The sequence below is a fragment of the Lysobacter sp. A286 genome (assembly GCF_054052105.1).
Map to the genome: position 1 here is coordinate 1724879 of NZ_JBSVRJ010000001.1, position 20116 is coordinate 1744994.

15 protein-coding genes and 1 tRNA gene are annotated in these 20116 nt (G+C 64.4%); 11 read left to right on the forward strand and 5 right to left on the reverse strand.

Annotated elements, in window-relative coordinates; translation table 11 throughout:
* The first annotated feature begins 20 nt into the window (after positions 1 to 20).
* The 6 genes from ACW7G0_RS07950 to ACW7G0_RS07975 all read left to right on the forward strand — a co-directional run bounded on the left by ACW7G0_RS07950 (position 21) and on the right by ACW7G0_RS07975 (position 5063).
* Positions 21 to 97 (forward strand) — tRNA-Arg (locus ACW7G0_RS07950).
* 22 nt (positions 98 to 119) lie between these two features.
* Positions 120 to 1652, forward strand: a complete 1533-nt coding sequence (gene amaB / locus ACW7G0_RS07955; RefSeq protein WP_456988897.1) for an L-piperidine-6-carboxylate dehydrogenase — start codon at positions 120 to 122, stop codon at positions 1650 to 1652.
* 24 nt (positions 1653 to 1676) lie between these two features.
* Positions 1677 to 2012 (forward strand): DUF4190 domain-containing protein, encoded by a 336-nt coding sequence (locus tag ACW7G0_RS07960; protein WP_456988899.1) that lies wholly within the window; start codon positions 1677 to 1679, stop codon positions 2010 to 2012.
* A gap of 2 nt (positions 2013 to 2014) precedes the next feature.
* The gene (locus ACW7G0_RS07965) at positions 2015 to 3076 is read left to right on the forward strand and encodes a quinone-dependent dihydroorotate dehydrogenase (RefSeq protein ID WP_456988901.1); all 1062 of its coding nucleotides are present in this window, start codon (positions 2015 to 2017) and stop codon (positions 3074 to 3076) included.
* Positions 3073 to 4146, forward strand: coding sequence for a UDP-N-acetylmuramate dehydrogenase (gene murB, locus ACW7G0_RS07970; RefSeq protein WP_456988903.1), 1074 nt, complete (start codon positions 3073 to 3075; stop codon positions 4144 to 4146). The genes ACW7G0_RS07965 and murB overlap by 4 nt, the downstream gene beginning before the upstream one ends.
* On the forward strand, positions 4140 to 5063 hold the full coding sequence (locus ACW7G0_RS07975) for a DMT family transporter (RefSeq protein ID WP_456988905.1): 924 nt from the start codon (positions 4140 to 4142) through the stop codon (positions 5061 to 5063). The genes murB and ACW7G0_RS07975 overlap by 7 nt, the downstream gene beginning before the upstream one ends.
* Here ACW7G0_RS07975 and ACW7G0_RS07980 read toward each other — a convergent pair.
* Positions 5047 to 5772 (reverse strand): phosphatase PAP2 family protein, encoded by a 726-nt coding sequence (locus ACW7G0_RS07980; protein ID WP_456988907.1) that lies wholly within the window; start codon positions 5770 to 5772, stop codon positions 5047 to 5049. The two genes, ACW7G0_RS07975 and ACW7G0_RS07980, sit on opposite strands and share 17 nt — an antisense overlap.
* Complete coding sequence (ispG, locus tag ACW7G0_RS07985; RefSeq protein WP_456988909.1) at positions 5750 to 7018, reverse strand: flavodoxin-dependent (E)-4-hydroxy-3-methylbut-2-enyl-diphosphate synthase; 1269 nt, start codon at positions 7016 to 7018, stop codon at positions 5750 to 5752. The genes ACW7G0_RS07980 and ispG overlap by 23 nt, the downstream gene beginning before the upstream one ends.
* Positions 7019 to 7147: 129 nt before the next feature.
* Here ispG and xseA point away from each other — a divergent pair, with 129 nt between their 5' ends.
* From xseA to ACW7G0_RS08010, 5 genes are all read left to right on the forward strand, one after another.
* A complete protein-coding gene (xseA, locus tag ACW7G0_RS07990; RefSeq protein ID WP_456988911.1) occupies positions 7148 to 8500 on the forward strand; it encodes an exodeoxyribonuclease VII large subunit in 1353 nt (450 codons plus the stop codon).
* Positions 8501 to 8504: 4 nt separating this feature from the next.
* Complete coding sequence (locus ACW7G0_RS07995) at positions 8505 to 8978, forward strand: DUF4442 domain-containing protein (RefSeq protein WP_456961122.1); 474 nt, start codon at positions 8505 to 8507, stop codon at positions 8976 to 8978.
* Between the two features lie 63 nt (positions 8979 to 9041).
* Complete coding sequence (locus ACW7G0_RS08000) at positions 9042 to 11030, forward strand: bifunctional serine/threonine-protein kinase/formylglycine-generating enzyme family protein (RefSeq protein WP_456988913.1); 1989 nt, start codon at positions 9042 to 9044, stop codon at positions 11028 to 11030.
* A 42-nt stretch (positions 11031 to 11072) separates the two neighbouring features.
* Complete coding sequence (locus tag ACW7G0_RS08005; protein WP_456961120.1) at positions 11073 to 11747, forward strand: DUF502 domain-containing protein; 675 nt, start codon at positions 11073 to 11075, stop codon at positions 11745 to 11747.
* 143 nt (positions 11748 to 11890) lie between these two features.
* The gene (locus tag ACW7G0_RS08010; protein WP_456989483.1) at positions 11891 to 13657 is read left to right on the forward strand and encodes a DUF885 domain-containing protein; all 1767 of its coding nucleotides are present in this window, start codon (positions 11891 to 11893) and stop codon (positions 13655 to 13657) included.
* Between the two features lie 132 nt (positions 13658 to 13789).
* Here the strand turns inward: ACW7G0_RS08010 and ACW7G0_RS08015 are convergent, their stop codons facing one another.
* The 3 genes from ACW7G0_RS08015 to ACW7G0_RS08025 form a co-directional block, all read right to left on the reverse strand.
* The gene (locus ACW7G0_RS08015; RefSeq protein WP_456988915.1) at positions 13790 to 15145 is read right to left on the reverse strand and encodes a DEAD/DEAH box helicase; all 1356 of its coding nucleotides are present in this window, start codon (positions 15143 to 15145) and stop codon (positions 13790 to 13792) included.
* 296 nt (positions 15146 to 15441) lie between these two features.
* Positions 15442 to 19041, reverse strand: coding sequence for an ABC transporter permease/M1 family aminopeptidase (locus ACW7G0_RS08020; RefSeq protein WP_456988917.1), 3600 nt, complete (start codon positions 19039 to 19041; stop codon positions 15442 to 15444).
* Positions 19042 to 19052: 11 nt separating this feature from the next.
* Positions 19053 to 19955 (reverse strand): ABC transporter ATP-binding protein, encoded by a 903-nt coding sequence (locus ACW7G0_RS08025; protein WP_456988919.1) that lies wholly within the window; start codon positions 19953 to 19955, stop codon positions 19053 to 19055.
* Positions 19956 to 20116: the final 161 nt, after the last annotated feature.

Genomic DNA, 20116 nt, shown 5'->3' on the forward strand with positions numbered 1-20116 from the left:
TGCGAAAATTACCGTTTTACGGCCCCGTAGCTCAGCTGGATAGAGCGGTCCCCTCCTAAGGGACAGGTCACACGTTCGAATCGTGTCGGGGTCACCAGGCTTTTCCAAGGAGTTTCTTCATGACCCACCCCGTCCTCACCGCACTCGGTCTGACCGACAACGAATCAGGCACCTATCTCGGCAATGGCGAATGGGCCACGTCCAGCGATGCCGGCATCCTGGAACCGATCAATCCGACCAATGGCGAGTCGCTGGCGCGGGTCAATGCCACCTCGCAGGCTGACTACGACAAGCTGGTCGAGCGCGCCCAGGCGGCGTTCCAGGTCTGGCGCACCACCCCGGCGCCGCGACGTGGCGAGGCCGTGCGCCTGTGCTCCGACGCGCTGCGCGAGCACAAGGACCAACTGGGTTCGCTGGTCGCGCTGGAAATGGGCAAGTCCAAGCCCGAAGGCGATGGTGAAGTCCAGGAAATGATCGACATCGGCGAGTTCGCTGTCGGCCTGTCGCGCCAACTGTATGGCCTGACCATGCCGTCCGAGCGTCCCGGCCACCGGATGTACGAGCAGTGGCATCCACTGGGTGTCGTCGGAGTGATCTCGGCGTTCAACTTCCCGGTCGCGGTGTGGGCCTGGAACGCGCTGGTCTCGGCGGTCTGCGGCAACATCACCATCTGGAAGCCGTCGCCCAAGACCCCGCTGTCAGCGATCGCCTCGATCAAGATCTGCAACGAGGCGCTGAAGAAGGGCGGCTTCCCGGACATCTTCTTCCTGTTCAACGACGACGATAACAAGCTGGCCCAGACCTTTGTCGACGACAAGCGCATCAACCTGATCAGCTTCACCGGCTCGACCAAGGTCGGCCGCCACGTTGGCGAACGCGTTGCCAAGCGCATGGGCCGCTCGCTGTTGGAACTGGGCGGCAACAACGCGATGATCGTGGACGCCAGTGCGGACATGAAGCTGGCGATCCCGGCGATTGTGTTCGGCGCGGTCGGCACCGCCGGTCAGCGCTGCACCAGTACCCGCCGTGTGTTCATCCACGAGTCGATCTATGACGACGTATTGGCCAAGCTGGTGACCGCGTACAAGCAGGTTGAAAGCAAAACCGGCGATCCGATGGACACGGCCAACCTGATGGGCCCGCTGAACAGCGCAGAAGGCGTGAAGGGCTACCTGGCAGCGATCGAGAAGGCCAAGGCGGCCGGCGGCAAGGTCGAAACCGGCGGCGCGGCCATTGACCGCAAGGGCAACTTCGTCCTGCCGACCCTGATCACCGGTCTGGCCAACAGCTCCGAGGTCGTCCAGACCGAGACCTTCGCGCCGATCCTGTACGTGATGAAATTCAGCACTCTGGACGAAGCCATCGAGATGCAGAACGACGTGCCGCAAGGCCTGTCCTCGGCGATCTTCACCGAGAGCCTGAAGGCGGCCGAGCAGTTCCTGACGGCGCGCGGATCCGATTGCGGTATCGCCAACGTCAACATCGGCACCTCGGGTGCGGAAATCGGCGGTGCGTTCGGCGGCGAGAAGGAAACCGGCGGCGGTCGCGAGTCGGGTTCCGACGCGTGGCGCGCCTATATGCGTCGCCAGACCAATACCATCAACTACTCCGACGAACTGCCGCTGGCGCAGGGCATCAAGTTCGACCTGTAAGACAAGCCCACCGAGACCAGCACGATGAACAGTCCGGATCATCCTTCGTCGCTGCCCCCGCCCGCACCCGTTGCGGGCGGTAGGCGAACCAGTGTCCTGGCCGTCATCAGTCTGGTCGCGGGCCTGCTCGGCTGGACGGTATTGCCGTTCGTCGGCAGCATCGTGGCGATCGTTACCGGTCATCTGGCACGCAGCGAGATCCGCAATGATCCCGGGGTGGTGGAGGGCGATGGATTGGCCCTGGCCGGGCTGGTGCTGGGGTACGCGATGGTGGTGATTGCGGTCTTGTCAGTGATCGCCATGTTGCTGTTTTTTGGCGGGCTCGCCGCGTTCTTCGCAATCGCCTCCAGCTGGGGGTGAGCATGTACGGGTTGGCACGCCCGCTGTTGTTCAACATGGACGCCGAACGCGCCCATGACCTGAGCTTGCGGGCGCTTGACCTGGCCCATCGCAGCGGCGCAACCGGGATGCTGGCACGCTCACCGGAACCGTTGCCGACTCGTGCCTTCGGGCTGGAGTTCCCCAACCCGGTCGGCCTGGCCGCCGGGCTGGACAAGAACGGCGAGCATATCGATGCGTTGCTGGCGCTGGGTTTCGGTTTCGTCGAGATTGGTACCGTGACCCCGCGGCCGCAAGCCGGCAATCCAAAGCCACGCATGTTCCGCCTGCCCGGTCAGGAGGCGGTGATCAACCGGCTGGGGTTCAACAATGCCGGCGTGGACGCACTGGTGCGCAATGTCGAACGGGCGCAACGCACGGGCAAGGGCTTGCTGGGCATCAATATCGGCAAGAACAAGGAAACGCCCAACGAGATTGCCGAAGGCGATTACATGTATTGCCTGTCGCGGGTCTACGAACTGGCCGACTACGTAACGGTGAACATCTCCTCGCCCAACACCGCCGGCCTGCGCGAGCTTCAGGAAGAGCAGATGTTGCGCCGGCTGGTGAGCATCCTGCGCGACGAGCAGGAGCGCCTCGGCGCCAAACACGGCCGACGCATCCCGATGCTGGTCAAGATCGCGCCGGACTTGTCGGATCACGATATCGAGGCCTGCGCGCGGGTGCTGGCGGAACTGGAAGTCGATGGCGTGATCGCGACCAACACCACCGTGTCGCGGATTGCGATCGAAGGCAGCCGCCATGCCGAACAGCAAGGAGGCCTGTCGGGTCGTCCGTTGATGGGGCCGTCGACCACGGTATTGCGGATGATGCGCACCCGGCTGCCCGAATCGATCCCCTTGATTGGCGTCGGCGGCATCCTGTCGGGTGCCGATGCGGTGACCAAGATGGCCGCCGGGGCGAGTCTGGTGCAATGTTATTCGGGCTTGGTCTACCGCGGTCCGGCGCTGGTGCGCGACTGCGTGGAGGCGATCCGTCGGCGCAAGTTCGCGCCCAGCAGTGGCCCGATGCCACCGGCCGCATGAATCCATCCGTCCGTATCCTTCGCCAGGTACCGCTGCAACCGCGCAATACCCTGGGCGTGACCGCCTGTACGAGCTTGCTGGCGGAAGTCGGTGATGCGTCAGCGCTGCCGGAATTGTTCGAGAACGACGAGTTTGCCGGCCGCTCACCGCTGGTGCTGGGTGGCGGCAGCAACCTGCTGTTCGTGGAAGATCCGCAGCCACCACTGCTGGTGTTGACCGGTCGCGAGATCCGGGTGGTCGACGGCGCAGCTGGCGGGGTCATCTTGCGTGCCGACGCCGGGGTGCCGTGGCATGGATTCGTGCTGGACACGCTCGCTCGCGGCTATTGCGGGTTGGAGAACCTCGCGTTGATCCCGGGCAGCGTGGGCGCGGCGCCGATCCAGAATATCGGCGCCTACGGGGTCGAGGTGTGCGAGTTGATCCACGCGGTCGAGGCGTTCGAGCCGGCGACCGGGTCATGGCATCGCCTGGATCGCGACGCCTGTGCGTTCGCCTACCGCGACAGCCTGTTCAAGCGGCAGCCAGACCGTTTCATCGTCACCGCAGTGGAGTTCGCGCTATCGCGCACGTCGACACCGCGCACGTCGACAGCACGACTGGACTACGCCGGAATCAGGGAAGAGCTCGCCGCAATGCAGGTTGATGTGCGCGACCCGAGCCCGCGCCAGGTCGCCGATGCCGTGATCGCGATTCGCCGTCGCAAGCTGCCCGACCCGACGGTCATCGGCAATGCGGGCAGCTTTTTCAAGAATCCCATCGTGCCGACGTCGCAGGCGCAATCGCTGCTGGCGGAGCACGACGCACTGCCGGTGTTTTCCGTCCGCGACAACGACCCCGACAATGACTGCCGCAAGCTATCGGCCGCGTGGTTGATCGATGCCTGCGGCTGGCGGGGGCATCGCGACGGTGACGCGGGTATTTCCGCCTCCCATGCATTGGTGTTGGTCAACCATGGCCATGCCAGTGGTCGTCAGTTGTTCGAGCTGGCGCGGCGAATTGCCGATTCGGTGCACGCTCGCTTTGGCGTGGCGCTGGAGCCGGAGCCGCGCGTGATCGGAGCACGATGGTGAGCACTTCCAAGGCGCCAATGCCGGTACATACGCGTGCAGCGCTGTTGATGCTTGGCAGCACCGGCTTCTTCGCGCTGATGGTGATCACCATCCGCCTGGCCTCTGAATCACTGCATACCTTCGAGGTCGCATTCTTCCGCAGCTTCTTCGGCATGCTGGCAGCACTGCCACTGGTGCTCAAACATGGGCCCGGGCTATTGCGGACGCAGCAACTACCCCGCTACCTGGTGCGTTGCGTGCTGGGCACGCTGTCGATGTTTTGCGGCTTCTGGGCGATCGGCAACCTGCCGCTGGCCGAGGCGGTATCGCTGTCCTACTCCACCCCGCTGTTCGTGACCATCGCGGCGGTGCTGTGGTTGGGCGAGCAGGTGCGGGTACGCCGCTGGAGCGCGGTCGTGCTGGGTTTCATCGGCGTGCTGGTCATCGTGCGCCCCGGCACGGCGGAGTTCAGTGCCGGGACCCTGGTCGCGGTCTCGGCGGCGGTCATCAGCGCCATCGTCGCGATCCAGATCAAGCAGTTGTCGCATACCGAACCGGCGGACCGGATCGTGGTTCTGACCACCATCTTCTGGGTGCCGATGTCACTGGTACCGGCACTGTGGGTGTGGGAATGGCCGCAGGGCATCACCTGGCTGTGGGTGATCGCCGCCGGCATCCTGGGGACTGCCGGGCACATGCTGTGGACCCGTGCGCTCAAGCTTGGCGATGTCTCCGCGCTGACGCCGATCAGCTTCGTGCAGTTGCCGATCGTGGTGGTGTTCGGCTTCTTCCTGTTCGGTGAGAGCCTGGATCGCTGGACCGTGATTGGCGCGACGATCATCCTGGTCGCAAACGGCTACATCGCCCATCGCGAGGCAAGTCTCGCGCGTCGCGCGGCGACCTCGGCACCGAGTACTGCGGTCAAACCGGGCCAGTAAACGGCCTGTGGTGCAGGCGGAATACCGCCAGATACGCGACCACCGCCCAGATGCTGGCCGCGGCCCAACCGGCAAGGATGTCGGAGGGGTAATGCACGCCAAGGTAGACCCGCGAGAAGCCGACCAGCAGCACGAACGGCACCGCGCATGCCACCACCGGCCAGCGCCAGCGGGTGTGCCAAGACAACAACACCAACACCCAGACCAGGGTGGCCGACCCCATCGCGTGGCCGCTGGGGAAACTGTAGGTGAGCTCGGGCGTGATCGACTCCCACAGTGATGGCCGGTCGCGCGCGAATATGAGCTTGGTGCCAACGTTGAGCAGGCCGGATCCCGCCAGTGCGATCGCGGCAAAGGTCGCCGCCCGCAACCGCCTCAACAGCAGTAGCGCCAGCACCAGCGCGATGTCGAACGGCACCACCCCATGCAGGTAGCCGATATCGGTAATGGCAACAAAGAAACGATCCAGGTCCGGTGTCGCCAGCGCGTGGGCGAAACGCAGGACCGGCTCGTCGAAGCCGATCACCTCGCGCTCGTGGATGTCCCCGGCCAGCTCGGCAAAACCCCACAGCGGCAACAGCAAGCCGATGAACACCAGCAGCAACCGCCAACCGTATCGCCGCGACAGGTCGGTAACGAGGTGCCGCTCCGCGCGGAGCGTCTCGCCGACCGCGGGAAGCTTGCGCTCAGTCGGCCCTGGTGCCGCCATAGTGTCGCTCGACGTAGGTGTCGATCAGCCCGACGAACTCATCGGCGATGTTCTCGCCGCGCAGAGTCACGGTCTTCTGGCCGTCCTCGAACACCGGCGCCGCTGGCGCCTCGCCGGTACCCGGCAGCGAAATGCCGATGTTGGCGTGGCGTGATTCCCCGGGCCCGTTGACGATGCAGCCCATCACCGCGAGGGTGAGATTCTCGGCTCCTGGATGGGTGACTTTCCACTGCGGCATTTTCGCGCGTACATGTTCCTGCACGGTCTTGGCCAGCACCTGGAAAAACTCGCTGGTGGTGCGACCGCAGCCGGGGCATGCGGTGACCATCGGGGTGAATGCGCGCAGGCCCATGGTCTGCAGCAGCTCCTGGGCGACGATGACCTCGTTGGTCCGCGACTGGCCGGGATCGGGCGTCAGCGAAATACGGATCGTGTCGCCGATGCCCTCCTGCAGCAACACCGCCAGCGCTGCGCTCGAAGCGACGATGCCCTTGCTGCCAATGCCGGCCTCGGTCAGTCCCAGGTGCAGTGCGTAGTCCCCGCGGGTCGCCAGTTCGCGGTATACCGCGATCAGCTCCTGCACGCCGCTGACCTTGGCGCTGAGTACGATGCGATCGGCCGCCAAGCCGATATCGACGGCCCGCGCGGCCGAATCCAGTGCCGAGCGGATCAGCGCCTCGCGCAGCACCCGTCCAGCGTCCCAGGGCTTGGCGCGCAGCGCGTTCTCGTCCATCAAGTCGCGGGCCAGTGACTGGTCCAGCGAGCCCCAGTTGGCACCGATCCGGACCGGCTTGTGGTACTTGACCGCAAGCTCGATCAAGGTCGCGAACTGGCTGTCGCGCTTCTTGCCAAAACCGACGTTGCCCGGGTTGATGCGGTATTTCGCCAGCGCCTCGGCACACGCCGGCTCTGCGGTCAGCAATTGGTGGCCGTTGTAATGGAAATCGCCAATCAGCGGAACCGGGGCGCCGATCATCGCCAGCTTGTCGCGGATCCGCGGCACGGCGGCGGCGGATTCCGCGTTGTTGACGGTGATGCGCACCAGTTCCGAGCCCGCGCGCCACAACTCGGCGACCTGCTTGACGGTAGCGGCGATGTCGGCGGTATCGGTATTGGTCATCGACTGCACCACCACCGGTGCACCGCCGCCAACGGATAGCCCGCCGATCCTGACGGCACGCGTCTGCAGGCGCGGCCGGGGGCCAAAGGCGGCGTGGGAGCAAGGCAAGGCGACGTCCTGATTCATCCGCTCATTGTACCGCCGCAGGCAGGCGTTACATGACAACAGCCGATGGCGGCAATGCCGGTGGCCCGTGATCCGCGTGACCACTCCCGACCGCTGGGTTACCTTGTCCAGCCACCCTGCCCTGTTGCCATGACCCTCGACGATCCCAACCACGTCCTGACCCCGAGCCAGCTCAACACCCTGGCGCGCGACCTGCTGGAAGGGGCATTCCCGCTGGTGTGGATCGAGGCGGAGCTGGGCAACGTGGCGCGTCCGTCTTCCGGACACCTGTACTTGACCCTCAAGGACGCGCGGGCGCAGGTGCGTTGCGCGATGTTCAAGCCCAAGAGCACCTGGCTGAAGTTCATCCCGCGCGAAGGCATGCGGGTGCTCGCTCGGGGCCGGCTGACCTTGTACGAGGCCCGCGGCGAGTACCAGATGGTGCTCGACCACATGGAGGAAGCCGGTGAAGGCGCGTTGCGCCGGGCATTCGACGAGTTGAAGGCGCGGCTGCAGGCCGAGGGCCTGTTCGACGACGCGCGCAAACGGCCATTGCCGGCGTTTGCATCGCGTATCGGCGTGATCACCTCGCCCAGCGGCGCGGCGGTGCGCGATGTCCTGAGCGTACTGGCACGCCGTTTCCCCCTGGTCCAGGCCGAGGTCTTGCCGGTACCGGTACAAGGTGCGACCGCCGCGGTGCAGATCACCCGGATGCTGCAGCGCGCCGCCGCCTCAGGTCGTTACGACGTGCTGGTGCTGGCCCGTGGCGGCGGCTCGATGGAAGACTTGTGGGCATTCAATGACGAGCAACTGGCGCGCGCGATCGCCGCGTGCGAGGTGCCGGTGGTGTCCGCGGTTGGCCACGAGACCGACTTCAGCCTGGCCGACTTTGCCGCCGACGTGCGTGCACCCACGCCATCGGTCGCGGCGGAATTGCTGGTACCCAACCGGGATGACCTCAATCGCCGCCTGCGCGCGCTGGATGCACGCCATGCCAACCTGCAGGCACAGCACCTACGCCAGGCCATGCAACGGGTGGACCGCGCCGGCCTGCGGCTGAACGCACAGCGCCCGCAAGCGCGGCTGGACGGGTTGCGCCGGCGCCAGCTCGATGCCCTGCGCCGGCTCAGCGTCGCATGGCAGCAGCGGCTCGAGCGCGATCAGTCCCGCCTGCGCCATGCCGACGCGGTACTGCGGATATCCCACCCGCGGCGGCGTGTCGATCGTTTGCGCGAGCGGCTGGCGGCGGTGTCGCAACGCCCACAAGCAGCCATTGCCCGACGGTTGAGCCACGACGCCCTGGCACTGCGTGGACTCGCGCGATCACTGGAGGCGATCAGCCCACTGGCCACCGTCCGCCGTGGCTACGCCATCGTCGAGCACCCCGACGGCCGCCTGGTTCGCAGCGTATTCGATGCCGAACCCGACGACCGCCTGGAAATCCGGCTCTCGGATGGCCGGCTGCAGGTCCGTGTCGAAAAACCGGCGGCGTCCGGCACTTGAGTAAATGAACCCCAACCTGCTCCGCCACGGACTCAACCTGTGGCCGCCATTCCTGTTCAGCGGCATCCACGTCACTGCCATTGGTGCCCATTACCACCATGCCCATGTCGAGCTGCGCATGCGTCCGTGGAACCGCAATTACGTCGGCACCCATTTCGGCGGCAGCCTGTTCGCGATGACCGATCCGTTCTGGATGCTGCTGGTGATGCAATCGCTCGGGCGTGACTACATCGTCTGGGACAAGGCCGGCACGATCGAATTCATGAAGCCGGGCCGCGGCACCGTACATGCGCGCTTCGACCTGGAGGCGGCGGCCCTGGACGAGTTGCGGGAAGCGACAGCCGATGGCGACAAGGCCTTGCGCTGGTTCGAGACCGGAATCACCGACGCCCAAGGCGATATCGTCGCCCTGGTACGCAAGCAACTGTACGTGCGCCGGAAACGCAGGACCCTTGGGGATATCGAACCGGACCCATGAGCGTTATGCTCGTCGCTCGCGAGACAGGGGGGCCGCGCGATGCCACATCCGCCAGACAATGACATGAGCACGCAACCAATGCCCGAAGTTCGTGGCTATCGGCTGCTGCGCGTCATCAACCATGGTGGTATGTCCACGGTGTACCTGGCCGAGCAGATCGCCCCGTCACGCGAGGTCGCGATCAAGGTGATGGCGCCGCAGGCGTTGTCGGATGAAGTCAGTCGGCGTCGCTTCGAGAACGAGGTACGTACCGTTGCCAGGCTGGAGCATCCCCACGTGGTACGCATCCACGAGTTGGGGCGCACCGCGGATGGCCTGCCGTATTACACGATGCCGTACCTGTCGCGTGGCCACCTCGGCCAACGCCGCTTCCTGCTCGACAATGGCGAGCCCGACGAACCGCGCATAATCGCGACCTTGCGCACGGTGCTGTCTGCCTTGGCGTACGCGCATGGCCGCGGCGTGGTGCACCGTGATGTCAAGGCCGAGAACGTGCTGTTCGACGAGGGCGAGCAACCGTTGCTGGCCGATTTCGGGATTGCGTTGCGACGCGGCTTCGGCCCGCGGGTGACTGCCATCGGCCTGGCGGTTGGCAGCACGGCCTACATGGCACCCGAACAGGCACGCGGCGAGGAAGTCGACGGTCGCGCCGATCTTTACAGCATGGGTGTGCTGGCTTGGGAAATGCTTACCGGCCACTTGCCGTTCGAAGCCGCTGACGCCTTGTCGATGGCAGTCATGCATGCGCAGGACCCGATCCCGAAACTGCCGGCGCACCTGCGTCATTGGCAGGGTTTCATGAACCGTGCGCTGGCCAAGCAACCCGGCGAGCGATTCGAAGATGTCAGCCAAATGTCGGACATGCTGACCCGGGTGGAGCGGCGCCAGGGTTGGCCACGACTCGCCGTGTTCTGGGAGCGCATCACCGGTCAGCTGGCTGACGTGCCACGGTGGGTGTTGGCTGCCACCGCCTTGGTATTCGTCGCCATTATCGGCAGCGCCGTGTTGACCCGCGATAATGGCATCGATGGGTTCTTCCGCGCTGGCGCGCCGATGATCGAAAACACCGTCCAAACCGACCCGATCGCGTCGATGTTGCGCCCCCTGCCCGAAGCCCCCTTGCAAGCCGCACTGGACAACGCGCGCAGGCAGATCGCACAACGTAACCTCACTGCACCGGAGGGCGACAACGCCTATGCCAGCGTGGTGACGGCGTGGCAGGCCGAGCCCGACAACCCGCAAGTGCAGGCCGTAGCTGACGAGCTCACCACCGCGTTGGGGGCCGAATTGTTATTGAACCTGCGTAGCGGCAAGGACACCCGCGCGAAGGAATACGCGGGCCGTGTGCAGCAACTGGCCGACGATACCGGAACCCGCGTGTCGCCCGCTCGCTCGCAACTGCAATCGGACATCCAGCAGGTCCTGCAACACCGGGTCGAGCAGGCCGCCACCCATTTCGACAGTACGCGGGCGGTCGCTGCTGCCGCCCTGTCAGGACCGCTTGGATTGTCGGACGACGCCGCGGCCAAACTTCAACGCTTGGCCTTGGCGATCCCCAGGTCTGGGCAGCGATTGCCGGGTGACCCCTCGGGCGCGGTGGTGGCAACGGCCGGCGTAGCCGTCAGTCGCAAGCCGGTCAGCGTCGATGATTACTCCCGGTTCGCCACGCTCACCGACCGTCCGGCCGCCCGCTGTCGCGAGCGCGTATCGCTGTTGCGCGTCCTGGCACCACGTGACTGGCGCAATCCCGGGTTCGATCAGGACGAGGAAAACCCGGTTACCTGCGTATCGTTCGTCGATGCACAGGCCTACGCCGAGTGGTACAGCCGCCAATCTGGGCATACCTATCGCTTGCCATCGACTGCCGAGGCCGATCAGCTGGCACCGGAGATCAGCGGCAAACCCTTGTCGCTGTGGCTGCTTGACTGCGGTAGCAGTTGCAAACAACGCGAGGTTGGCGGCACGTCATGGCGCAGCCAGACTCCGAGTCGGGCGCTGGATAGCGGCCGTGGCTATGACGATGTCGGGTTCCGGCTGGTAAGGGAGCTGTAGCATCCGTCCACCGATGCCACGCCGCCCATTTACAATCGCGCCATGCGAACTCCCCCTACCCTGAAACGACTGTTCCTCACCGGACTGCTGACCTTGTTGCCGCTATGGCTGACCTGGGTCGTGGGCAAGTTCGTGTTCGTATTGCTATCGGACACCAGCCGGCCGATCACCGGGCCGATGCTGACCCGGCTTGCCAGCGACTTCCCGCACTTCGCCGGTTGGCTGGCGCAACCCTGGGTGCAGACGGTGATCGCGCTGGTCGCAACCTTGCTGGTAATCCTGGCGTCGGGGGTAATGGCCCATCGGGTAGTTGGCCAGCGGTTGCTGCGCTGGTTCGAAGCCGTGATCGGGCGCATCCCGTTCGCCAGCACCATCTATGGCAGCGCGCGGCAGCTGCTGGATATCCTGCAGACCAAGCCCGACGGCACCCAAAGGGTGGTGCTGATCGACTTCCCGCACGACCAGATGAAGTCGATCGGCTTCGTCACCCGGGTGCTCAAGGAACAGGGCACCGGGCGCGAACTGGCCGCCGTGTACGTGCCAACCACGCCGAACCCGACCTCGGGCTACCTGGAGATCGTCCCGGTCGAGAAGATCACCCCGACCGACTGGACCGTCGACCAGGCGATGAGCTTCATCATCTCCGGCGGCGCGGTGTCGCCTGACTCGATCCCGTTCTCGCCACCTGCGCGGACTGATGGCGGGAAGGCCACGTAGCGATCGCGGGTGACTTTTGGGCCATGCCATGCGCGCCGTGAGCGATGAGGCTCGACGATTGTGCTTGCCGGCCCATCCAATCGGAGAATGCGATGAAGTCCAACGTCACCCGCTCCCTGCTCGCCGTTGCCCTGGTCGCCGCAATGGCCGGTTGCAGCCCCACCCCCGCCAACGATGCGGCCCAGGCCAAGCCCGCCACCGAACAGGCGGCAACCGACAAGGCCGCTGAACTCAAGGAGATGTACGCCCAGTACTGGGAGGAGTACCTCAAGCTCAATCCATTGGCGGCGACGTTCCAGGGCGACCCGCGCTACAACGACCAGATGCCGAACTACCTGTCCGAGCAGTACCGGCAGAAGTCGCACGACTTCACCCAGCGCTGGCTGGACAAGGTCGAGGCGATCGGTTCGGACGGACTGGAAGGCCAGGCGCTGCTCAGCTATGAGATCTTCGTCGAGGATGCCGAGGACGAGCTGGCCAGCGAACAATTCCCCGGTTGGATGCAACCGATCAACCAGTTCTACAACCTTGCCAGCATGGCGGTGCAGCTCGGCTCGGGCACCAGCGCGCAGCCATTCAAGACCGTTGAGGACTACGCGGCGTGGCGCAAACGTGCATCGCAGACCCCGGTGCTGTTCGACCAGGCCATCGCCAACATGAAGCTCGGTGTCGAGGCCGGCGTGGTGCAGCCCAAGGTGCTGATGGACAACGTGGTCGACCAGCTCGACGCGCTGATCAAGGACAAGCCCGAAGAAACCCTGTTCTGGAAGCCGATCGAATCGATGCCCGAATCATTCCCGGAGGCCGACAAGGAGCGCATCGCGGCGGAGTACCGCAAGATGATCGACACCGAGCTGATGCCGGCGTATCGCGAGCTGCGCGAGTACATCGCCAACGACTACATGTCGCACGCCCGCGATACCGTCGGCATGGCCACGTTGCCCAATGGCGAGGCGTGGTATGCGTTCAACGCCCACAAGTCCACCACCACCGACCTGAGTCCGAGCCAGATCCACCAGATTGGCCTGGACGAAGTGGCCCGCATCCACGGCGAGATCCACAAGGTGATGGAGGAAGCCGGCTTCAAGGGCACGCTGCAGGAGTTCTTCGAGTTCATGAAGACCGATCCGCAGTTCAGCTTCGATACCGAGGAAGCACTGCTCACCTACTACCGTGGCCTCGAAGACAAGATCAACCAGAAGATCCCCGAGCAGTTCTCGCTGATTCCCAAGGCCGGTTTCGAGATCCGACCGGTCGAGGCGTTCCGGGCCAAGTCCGCGGCCGGCGGCTCGTACATGACCCCAAGCGAGGACGGCAGTCGTCCCGGCATCTTCTACGTCAACACCTATGACCTGCCCACCCGCAAGACCTGGGATGCAGAAGATCTCTACCTGCATGAGGCGATCCCCGGCCACCACTTCCAGCTCGCGTTGCAGCAGGAGCTGACCGGCCTGCCCGATTTCCGCCGCTTCGGTGGCCAGACCGCGTTCATCGAGGGCTGGGGCCTGTATGCCGAGTCGCTGGGCAAGGACCTGGGCGTCTACGAGGATCCGTACAGCTACTTCGGCTATCTGCAAAATGAACTGTGGCGCGCGATCCGGTTGGTCGTCGATACCGGCCTGCACAGCAAGGGCTGGACCCGCCAGCAGGTGATCGACTATATGCTGGAGAACTCGGCGGAAAGCGAGACCCAGGCCACGGCGGAAGCCGAGCGTTACATGGCGATCCCGGGCCAGGCGCTCGCCTACAAGATCGGCGCCCTGAAGATCCAGGAGCTGCGCGACAAGGCGGAAGCGGCGCTGGGCGAGAAGTTCGATGTGCGCGAATTCCACGCGGAAGTGCTGAAGGACGGCTCGGTGCCGCTGGACGTGCTGGAAGCCAAGATCAACCGCTGGATCGCCAGCAAGTAACAAGCCAGCCCGGATCCGGGGCTCCCATACGCAAACGACCCGGAGCTTATCCGGGTCGTTCGATTGCACTGACGCAAACCAGCGACGGGAATGGCTCCCGTCGCTGGCAGCCAAGTTCGACTACGCTTTGGGTCAGGCGCTGGAGCCGTCCCGGAACGAACCGCGTCCGCCACGACCGGCCGGTGCCGTGCGCTGTCGCGGGCCGCCGGCATGGGCATGACGCGGAGCCGGCTGTCCATGCGAACGAGCACCGCCACGCGGGGCGTTGTTGCGTGGAGCGTTGTTGCGCGGCGGACGGCCCGCACCGGCATTGTTGCGCGGGTTCGGGATCGCCACGTCCAGACGGATCGGGCGGCTGGGCTCGTAGCCCGGCACCACCACCATCTCGACATCCTTCTTCAGCACATGCTGGATCTGGCGAAGCAGGCCACCTTCGTCATGCGAGACCAGCGACAGCGCCTCACCGGTGGAACCATTGCGACCGGTACGACCGATCCGATGCACGTAATCCTCGGCCACCATCGGCAGGTCGAAGTTGATCACCAGCGGCAAGTCAGGAATGTCCAGGCCACGTGCGGCGACATCGGTGGCAACCATTACCCGCGCACGGTTCGACTTGAAGTCGCGCAACGCCTTCTGGCGCTGTGACTGGCTCTTGTTGCCGTGGATGGCGACCGACTTCAAGCCGGCAGCGTCCAGCTGTTCGGCAAGCCGGTTGCAACCGTGCTTGGTACGGCCGAACACCAGCACCTGGTCGCCCGGACGCTTGGCGATGATCTCGATCAGCAGGTCACGCTTGCGGCCACTGTCGACCGGGTGCGCACGATGGCTGATGGTGTTGGCAATCGCGTTGCTGGTGGCGACCTGCACCTGCTTCGGATCGCGCATGAATTGCAACGCAAGCTGCTTGAGCTGACTCTCGAACGTGGCCGAGAACAGCAGCGTCTGCCGCTGCGCCGGCACGCGGCCGAGGATGCGCTTGATCGCGGGCAGGAAGCCCATGTCGAGCATGCGGTCGGCCTCGTCGAGCACCAGCACTTCGATCTCGTCGAGCTTGATGGTGCCGCGCTCGATGTGGTCGATCAGCCGGCCCGGCGTGGCCACCACCACGTCGATGCCACGACGCAGGTTCTCGACCTGCGGACCCATGCCGGCGCCGCCGAAGATCGTGCAGAAGTTCAGGCGCAGGTGCTTGGCATAGCTGCGCAGGCTGTCGTTGACCTGCACCGCCAGCTCACGGGTCGGCACCAGGATCAGCGCGCGCGGCTTGCGCGAACCGTTCGGCGCGGTCTGCTTGGCCAGCCGGTTGAGCAGCGGCAAACCAAACGCGGCGGTCTTGCCGGTGCCGGTCTGGGCGCCACCCAGCAGGTCGTGGCCATCCATGATCAGCGGGATGGCCTGGACCTGGATCGGGGTCGGGCTGGTATAGCCCTGTTCGGCAAGCGCGCGCAGCAAAGCAGGCGCAAGGCCGAGGGATTCAAAAGACATGTTGTAACTCCGAGTAGATAAAAAACCGCATGGAATGCGGCAAGACCCGGAGCGTTCCCTGAAACCGCGCTGCGAGTATTCAATGTGACGGTGCCGGATGCTCCGGACCGTGTCGGCGCGACGAAAGACGTGCGGGATAACGTCGTATTGGGCGGTCCCGGAATGCGGGGAACTCGGACCAGATACGACAGGCAACCTGGGAAACGTAAGGCAGCCGTGCGCTGAACAGGCGAATCCTACGTGAAAACCTTCGCCTGCGCCAGCACTCGTAACTGCCCGTTCATTTTTGCGCCGGATTACTTCACCGACACCCGCTTGCGGTTGTCCGACGACACCCGGTCGATCAGCTTGTTGTAGGGGTCGAAACCGGCCTCGTACGGCAACTGGTCGACCACCACGGTCAGCGCCGGCGATCCATCGACGATGTGCTGCCGTTCGAGGTACAACACCTGCTCATCGGCCTCCTCGCTCGAGGGCCCGCGAGCGAATACCCCGACCTCGATCCAGTCGTCGAGCTTCGCCGCGGTCTCCCTGCCCTCGCCATCGGCGTACAGCTTGGCCGCATGCAAATTCAGGGTGACCTCGTACTTGCCGTCGTCGCGCTTGACCGCGGTTGCAGCCTCTACCCGGTTGTCATAGAAGCTGATCTTCTCGAACAGGTCGGTGATCAACTGCTGGTGCTCCGGCGCGGCCTCGGCGCGGATGTAGCTCAGCAACTCGGCCGAGGTGGTGAACGGTGCGTGCTGGTAGGCCTTGTCGGCGATGAAGCGCGACAGCGCGCGGTTGAGCGCGTCCTCGCCGATCTCGTCGCGCAACCGGTAGAACACCAGCGAGCCCTTGCGGTAATGGATGTACGGCTGGTTCTCGACGCGGTACAGCGGCAGCTCCTCGATGTTCTCGCCAGCACGGCCGGAGAGGTAACGATCCAGCTCGTACTTGAGGAAGCGACGCATCCTGTCGCGTCCGTACTCCTTCTCCATCACCATCAGCGCCGAGTACTGCGCCAGCGATTCGCTGAGCATGGTCGAGCCCTGGACGTCCGCGCCGATCACCTGGTGCGCCCACCACTGGTGCGCGATCTCGTGGGCGGTGACGTAGAACACGTAGTCGATCGCGTCCTCGTCGCGCAGGTCGGCGATGAAGCCGATCGACTCGGAGTACGGGATCGTCCCGGCGAAACTCTGGGCGAAGCTGTTGTAGCCAGGGAATTCGATGATCCGTACCTGCTCATGCTGGTACGGACTGAAATTCGCCTCGAAGTAAGCGAGCGACTTCTGTACCGACTCGACCATGCGCTCGACGTTGTACGGATGCTTGGGGTCGTAATAGACCTCGATCGGGATCTCATCGGGGGTACCGGCCTTGTAAGCGCCCTTCCTGACCTCCCATCGCGCCGACAAGGTCGCATGGAAGTCCAGCATCGGCCTCTGCATCGCATAGTCGAAACAGCGTCGACCATCGTCCATGTATTCCTTCTGCAACAACCCGGGCGCCAGCGCGATCTGGTCGGGTGCGGTGCACACGGTGGTCTGGAAGTCGATCCAGTCGGCATCGTCGCTGATGTAGGTGTTGGCGCGCGCGACCTGATCCTCCAGCTTGGCCATGCGTGGCAGTTCGGGCATGTCACGCTTGCGACGCTCGTTGCGGTCGCTGATCTGCCCCGCCTCGGAGTAACCGAAGCCGGGCAACATCATGGAATTGAAAAACGTGCCGTTCTCGACCAGTTGGGTCTGCGCCGTGGAGTTGCCGAAGCCGTGTTCGTCAAAGGCGATATCGAAACCCAGCCTGCGTTGCTCGCCCGGCTGCATCGGCTCGTCTAGTCGATAGATCCGATAGCCGAGCACCTCATCATGGTGAGTCATCTCGGCACCGCCCATCTCGATCGCGCCGAGTTCCACTTCCGCCGGCAGCTGGATGTGGATGTCACCGATCGGCACGGCGTGCTGGTTGACGATCACGTAGAGACCATGGATACGCATACCCTGCTGTTCCGGCCGCAGGTCGACGTGGGTCTGGACGGCGAGGATGCGCGGCTGCGGCAGGTCGACGTACTTGCGGTATTGCTCCTCATAACGTTGCTGTCGATCGAACACGGCATCACCGGGCACGTACTCGTTGACGATGTTGGTATTCCAGAAGATGAAGCCACCCAACAACGCGAACAGGGCCAGGCTTGCCGTCAGTGCCCAGCCCGAGCGTCCGGCAAGCCGCCGTCGCGCCAGCTTGAACCGATCCCGTCGGCTCGGCGCAACCCCGCGTACCCAGAACGCCGCGGAGATCAACAGCAGCGCCAGCAGGAAAACACCCCAGTACGATTGGAACCACAAGCGCGCGACCAGGAAATGGCCGTAACCATTCATGTCCGAATACGGCGCGGCCGGGGCGCTGCCGTAACTGTAGAGGTTGTGGTCAAAATCCAGGAAGCCCAGCGTGGCCTGCAGCACCAGCCAGGCGATCAGCAGGCTGTAGCCAATGAACTTGTTGTTGCTCAGCACCTGCAGCACCAGCGCAAGCCCGGCCATCAACACGAAGGGTATCGCGTCCAGCAGCAACGCCTGGACATACAATCCCGGCTCGATCGCGGTGAAGCCGCTGGCCAGCTGGAACCCGATCGACGCCAATGCGCCGATGGCCTGGAACGCCAGCACCACCGCTACCAGGCTCGCCATCTTCGCCGCCAACGGCACCCAGTTCGGCACCGGCAATGCGTCGGTCACTTCGCCCAACCCGGCGCCGCGCTCCTTCCACATCAACTCACCAGCGTAGAACATCACGATGAACACCAGCATGAAGCCATAGCCACCCTTCAAGGTGTCCAGCATCTGCGAGGTGACCGGGTAGATCGAGGTGCCATACGTGCTCTGCGCCATGCCTGCGATCGCCAGGAAGTTGGCCACCGCGAACAACAGCATCACCAGGAACGGCACGCTCCTGAACACGCCGATGGTGTCGAACCGCAGCTGCCGCAGCAATTGCGACCACGCCAACGCGGCACCACTGGCCGGAATCATCCGCGGTGGCACCATCAAGACCGGCCGCACGCTGACACTGGTTGCCGCCGCCTTCTTGCGGCGCTTGAACCAGGCCCGCCCGGTCCCGGCACGCTGTGGCTTGAACAAGGCCAGCATCGCGGTCACCAATGCGATGGACACCGCCATCCACAACGCGCGATTGGCGAGCAGGTAACCGGCCAGCTCCGGTAACTGGTTGTTGCGCTGGTCGGCCGACCAGTAACGCACCATCCGGTCAAGCGCGGTCAAGCCGAATGGGTCGACCAAGGTGGCGACCCAGATATTGTCGAGGTCGGCGGTCAAGCTGCCGGAGACCGCGTTCAACACGAAGAAGCCAATCACGCCCAGGTACACCGCCAGCACATTGCGCGTGGTCACAGCCAGCAAGGCCAGCAGCGCGCTGACGAACAGCAGGTTGGGCAACACCAGCAGGGCGAAACCCCACAAATACGGTGCCAGCGAAAACGTACCGACGCGTTCCGGGTCGACCCAAGGCATCAGCGGCCCGATCATCAGCCCCAGCGCCACCATCAGGTAGATCACCAGGCATGCGGTCACCGCGGCCAGGAAACGGCCGAGCAGGAAGTCGCGCTTGCGCATCGGCGTGGAGAAAAACAGGTCGGCGGTGCCAAGCTCGAAATCACGCAGCAAGGCGCCGCTGATGAAGGCCACCGTCACCAGCAAGCCGAGCACGGTGAACATCCCGAGGAAGCTGATGATCACTGTTGGCGCATTGCGGTCGACATTGCCGACCGAACCGCCAATCTGGATCGCATCGCTGCTGGCGGCGCCAAACGCGAGCAGGCCGAACATCAGCGCCATCAACCAGAGCAACGGCGCACGCAACTGCTGCCTCAGCTCGAAGCGGAAGAATTCAAGCATCATCTGATCTGCCCTCAGGCCGCTTTGGTTCGTGCGGCATGCTGGCGCAGGCGCTGGAAGTAGACGTCTTCGAGATCGGGCGCGACTTGCTCGAAACCGTCATCGGGTCGCTGTGGTGCGAACACGTGGATCACCGGGTTGCCGGCAACCAGCCGGGTCGACAGCACCGTGTGCCGGATTTCGTAATCACCCAGCGCGGCTTTGCTCACCTGCTTGCGCCAGACCTGGTTGCTCAACGCCTCGATGGCGACCCCCGGCTCGCCGGTCAGCAGCACCTGGCCCTTGTTCATGATGGCCATGGACGGACACAGATCGGTGACATCCTCGACGATGTGGGTCGACAGGATCACCGCGACGTTTTCGCCGATCTCGGCCAGCAGGTTGAGGAAGCGATTGCGCTCCTCCGGGTCGAGTCCTGCGGTCGGCTCATCGACGATCACCAGTCGCGGGCTGCCGAGCAACGCCTGGGCGATGCCGAAGCGTTGGCGCATGCCACCGGAGAACGTGCCGAGCTTGCGCTTTCGCGCATCCCACAAATTGACCTGCTGCAACAACGCATCGACGACCTCGCGACGCTGTTTTCGCCCGGTCAGGCCCTTGAGCACCGCAAAGTGCTCCAGCAGATCCTCCGCACTGACCTTCGGATACACACCGAAGTCCTGCGGCAGGTAACCGAGTTGACGGCGTACCACGTCCTTGTCGCGCAGCACGTCGATCGGCTTGCCATCGGCACCGTCGAGCGTGACGGAGCCGCTGTCGGCCTCCTGCAAGGTCGCCAAGGTTCGCATCAACGAAGACTTGCCCGCGCCGTTGGGACCCAGCAACCCGAACATCCCCCGCGGAATGTCGAGACTGACGTTATCGAGTGCGCGCACGCCGTTGGCGTAGGTCTTGCTGAGCTCACGGATGCTGAGCATGAACGCTTCCTGATATGGTGATGTAGCAAACCATAACACCATACCAACTCCGGTTGCCATGACTTTCCGGCAATGACCTTCGACACCCCCAATGATCCTGCAGGAGGTCTAATGTCGACCGGTCCCGTTCTTGAAAGCAGTACTCTTCGGGGCTGCCATTC

Coding starts and splice junctions, on each gene's coding strand:
- ACW7G0_RS07975 (WP_456988905.1), top strand. CDS start 4,140: ATGGTGAGCACTTCCAAGGCGCCAATGCCGGTACATACGCGTGCAGCG.
- ACW7G0_RS08005 (WP_456961120.1), top strand. CDS start 11,073: ATGCGAACTCCCCCTACCCTGAAACGACTGTTCCTCACCGGACTGCTG.
- ACW7G0_RS07980 (WP_456988907.1), bottom strand. CDS start 5,772: ATGGCGGCACCAGGGCCGACTGAGCGCAAGCTTCCCGCGGTCGGCGAG.
- ACW7G0_RS08000 (WP_456988913.1), top strand. CDS start 9,042: ATGAGCACGCAACCAATGCCCGAAGTTCGTGGCTATCGGCTGCTGCGC.
- ispG (WP_456988909.1), bottom strand. CDS start 7,018: ATGAATCAGGACGTCGCCTTGCCTTGCTCCCACGCCGCCTTTGGCCCC.
- ACW7G0_RS07960 (WP_456988899.1), top strand. CDS start 1,677: ATGAACAGTCCGGATCATCCTTCGTCGCTGCCCCCGCCCGCACCCGTT.
- amaB (WP_456988897.1), top strand. CDS start 120: ATGACCCACCCCGTCCTCACCGCACTCGGTCTGACCGACAACGAATCA.
- xseA (WP_456988911.1), top strand. CDS start 7,148: ATGACCCTCGACGATCCCAACCACGTCCTGACCCCGAGCCAGCTCAAC.
- ACW7G0_RS08020 (WP_456988917.1), bottom strand. CDS start 19,041: ATGATGCTTGAATTCTTCCGCTTCGAGCTGAGGCAGCAGTTGCGTGCG.
- ACW7G0_RS08015 (WP_456988915.1), bottom strand. CDS start 15,145: ATGTCTTTTGAATCCCTCGGCCTTGCGCCTGCTTTGCTGCGCGCGCTT.
- ACW7G0_RS07995 (WP_456961122.1), top strand. CDS start 8,505: ATGAACCCCAACCTGCTCCGCCACGGACTCAACCTGTGGCCGCCATTC.
- ACW7G0_RS08025 (WP_456988919.1), bottom strand. CDS start 19,955: ATGCTCAGCATCCGTGAGCTCAGCAAGACCTACGCCAACGGCGTGCGC.
- ACW7G0_RS08010 (WP_456989483.1), top strand. CDS start 11,891: ATGGCCGGTTGCAGCCCCACCCCCGCCAACGATGCGGCCCAGGCCAAG.
- ACW7G0_RS07965 (WP_456988901.1), top strand. CDS start 2,015: ATGTACGGGTTGGCACGCCCGCTGTTGTTCAACATGGACGCCGAACGC.
- murB (WP_456988903.1), top strand. CDS start 3,073: ATGAATCCATCCGTCCGTATCCTTCGCCAGGTACCGCTGCAACCGCGC.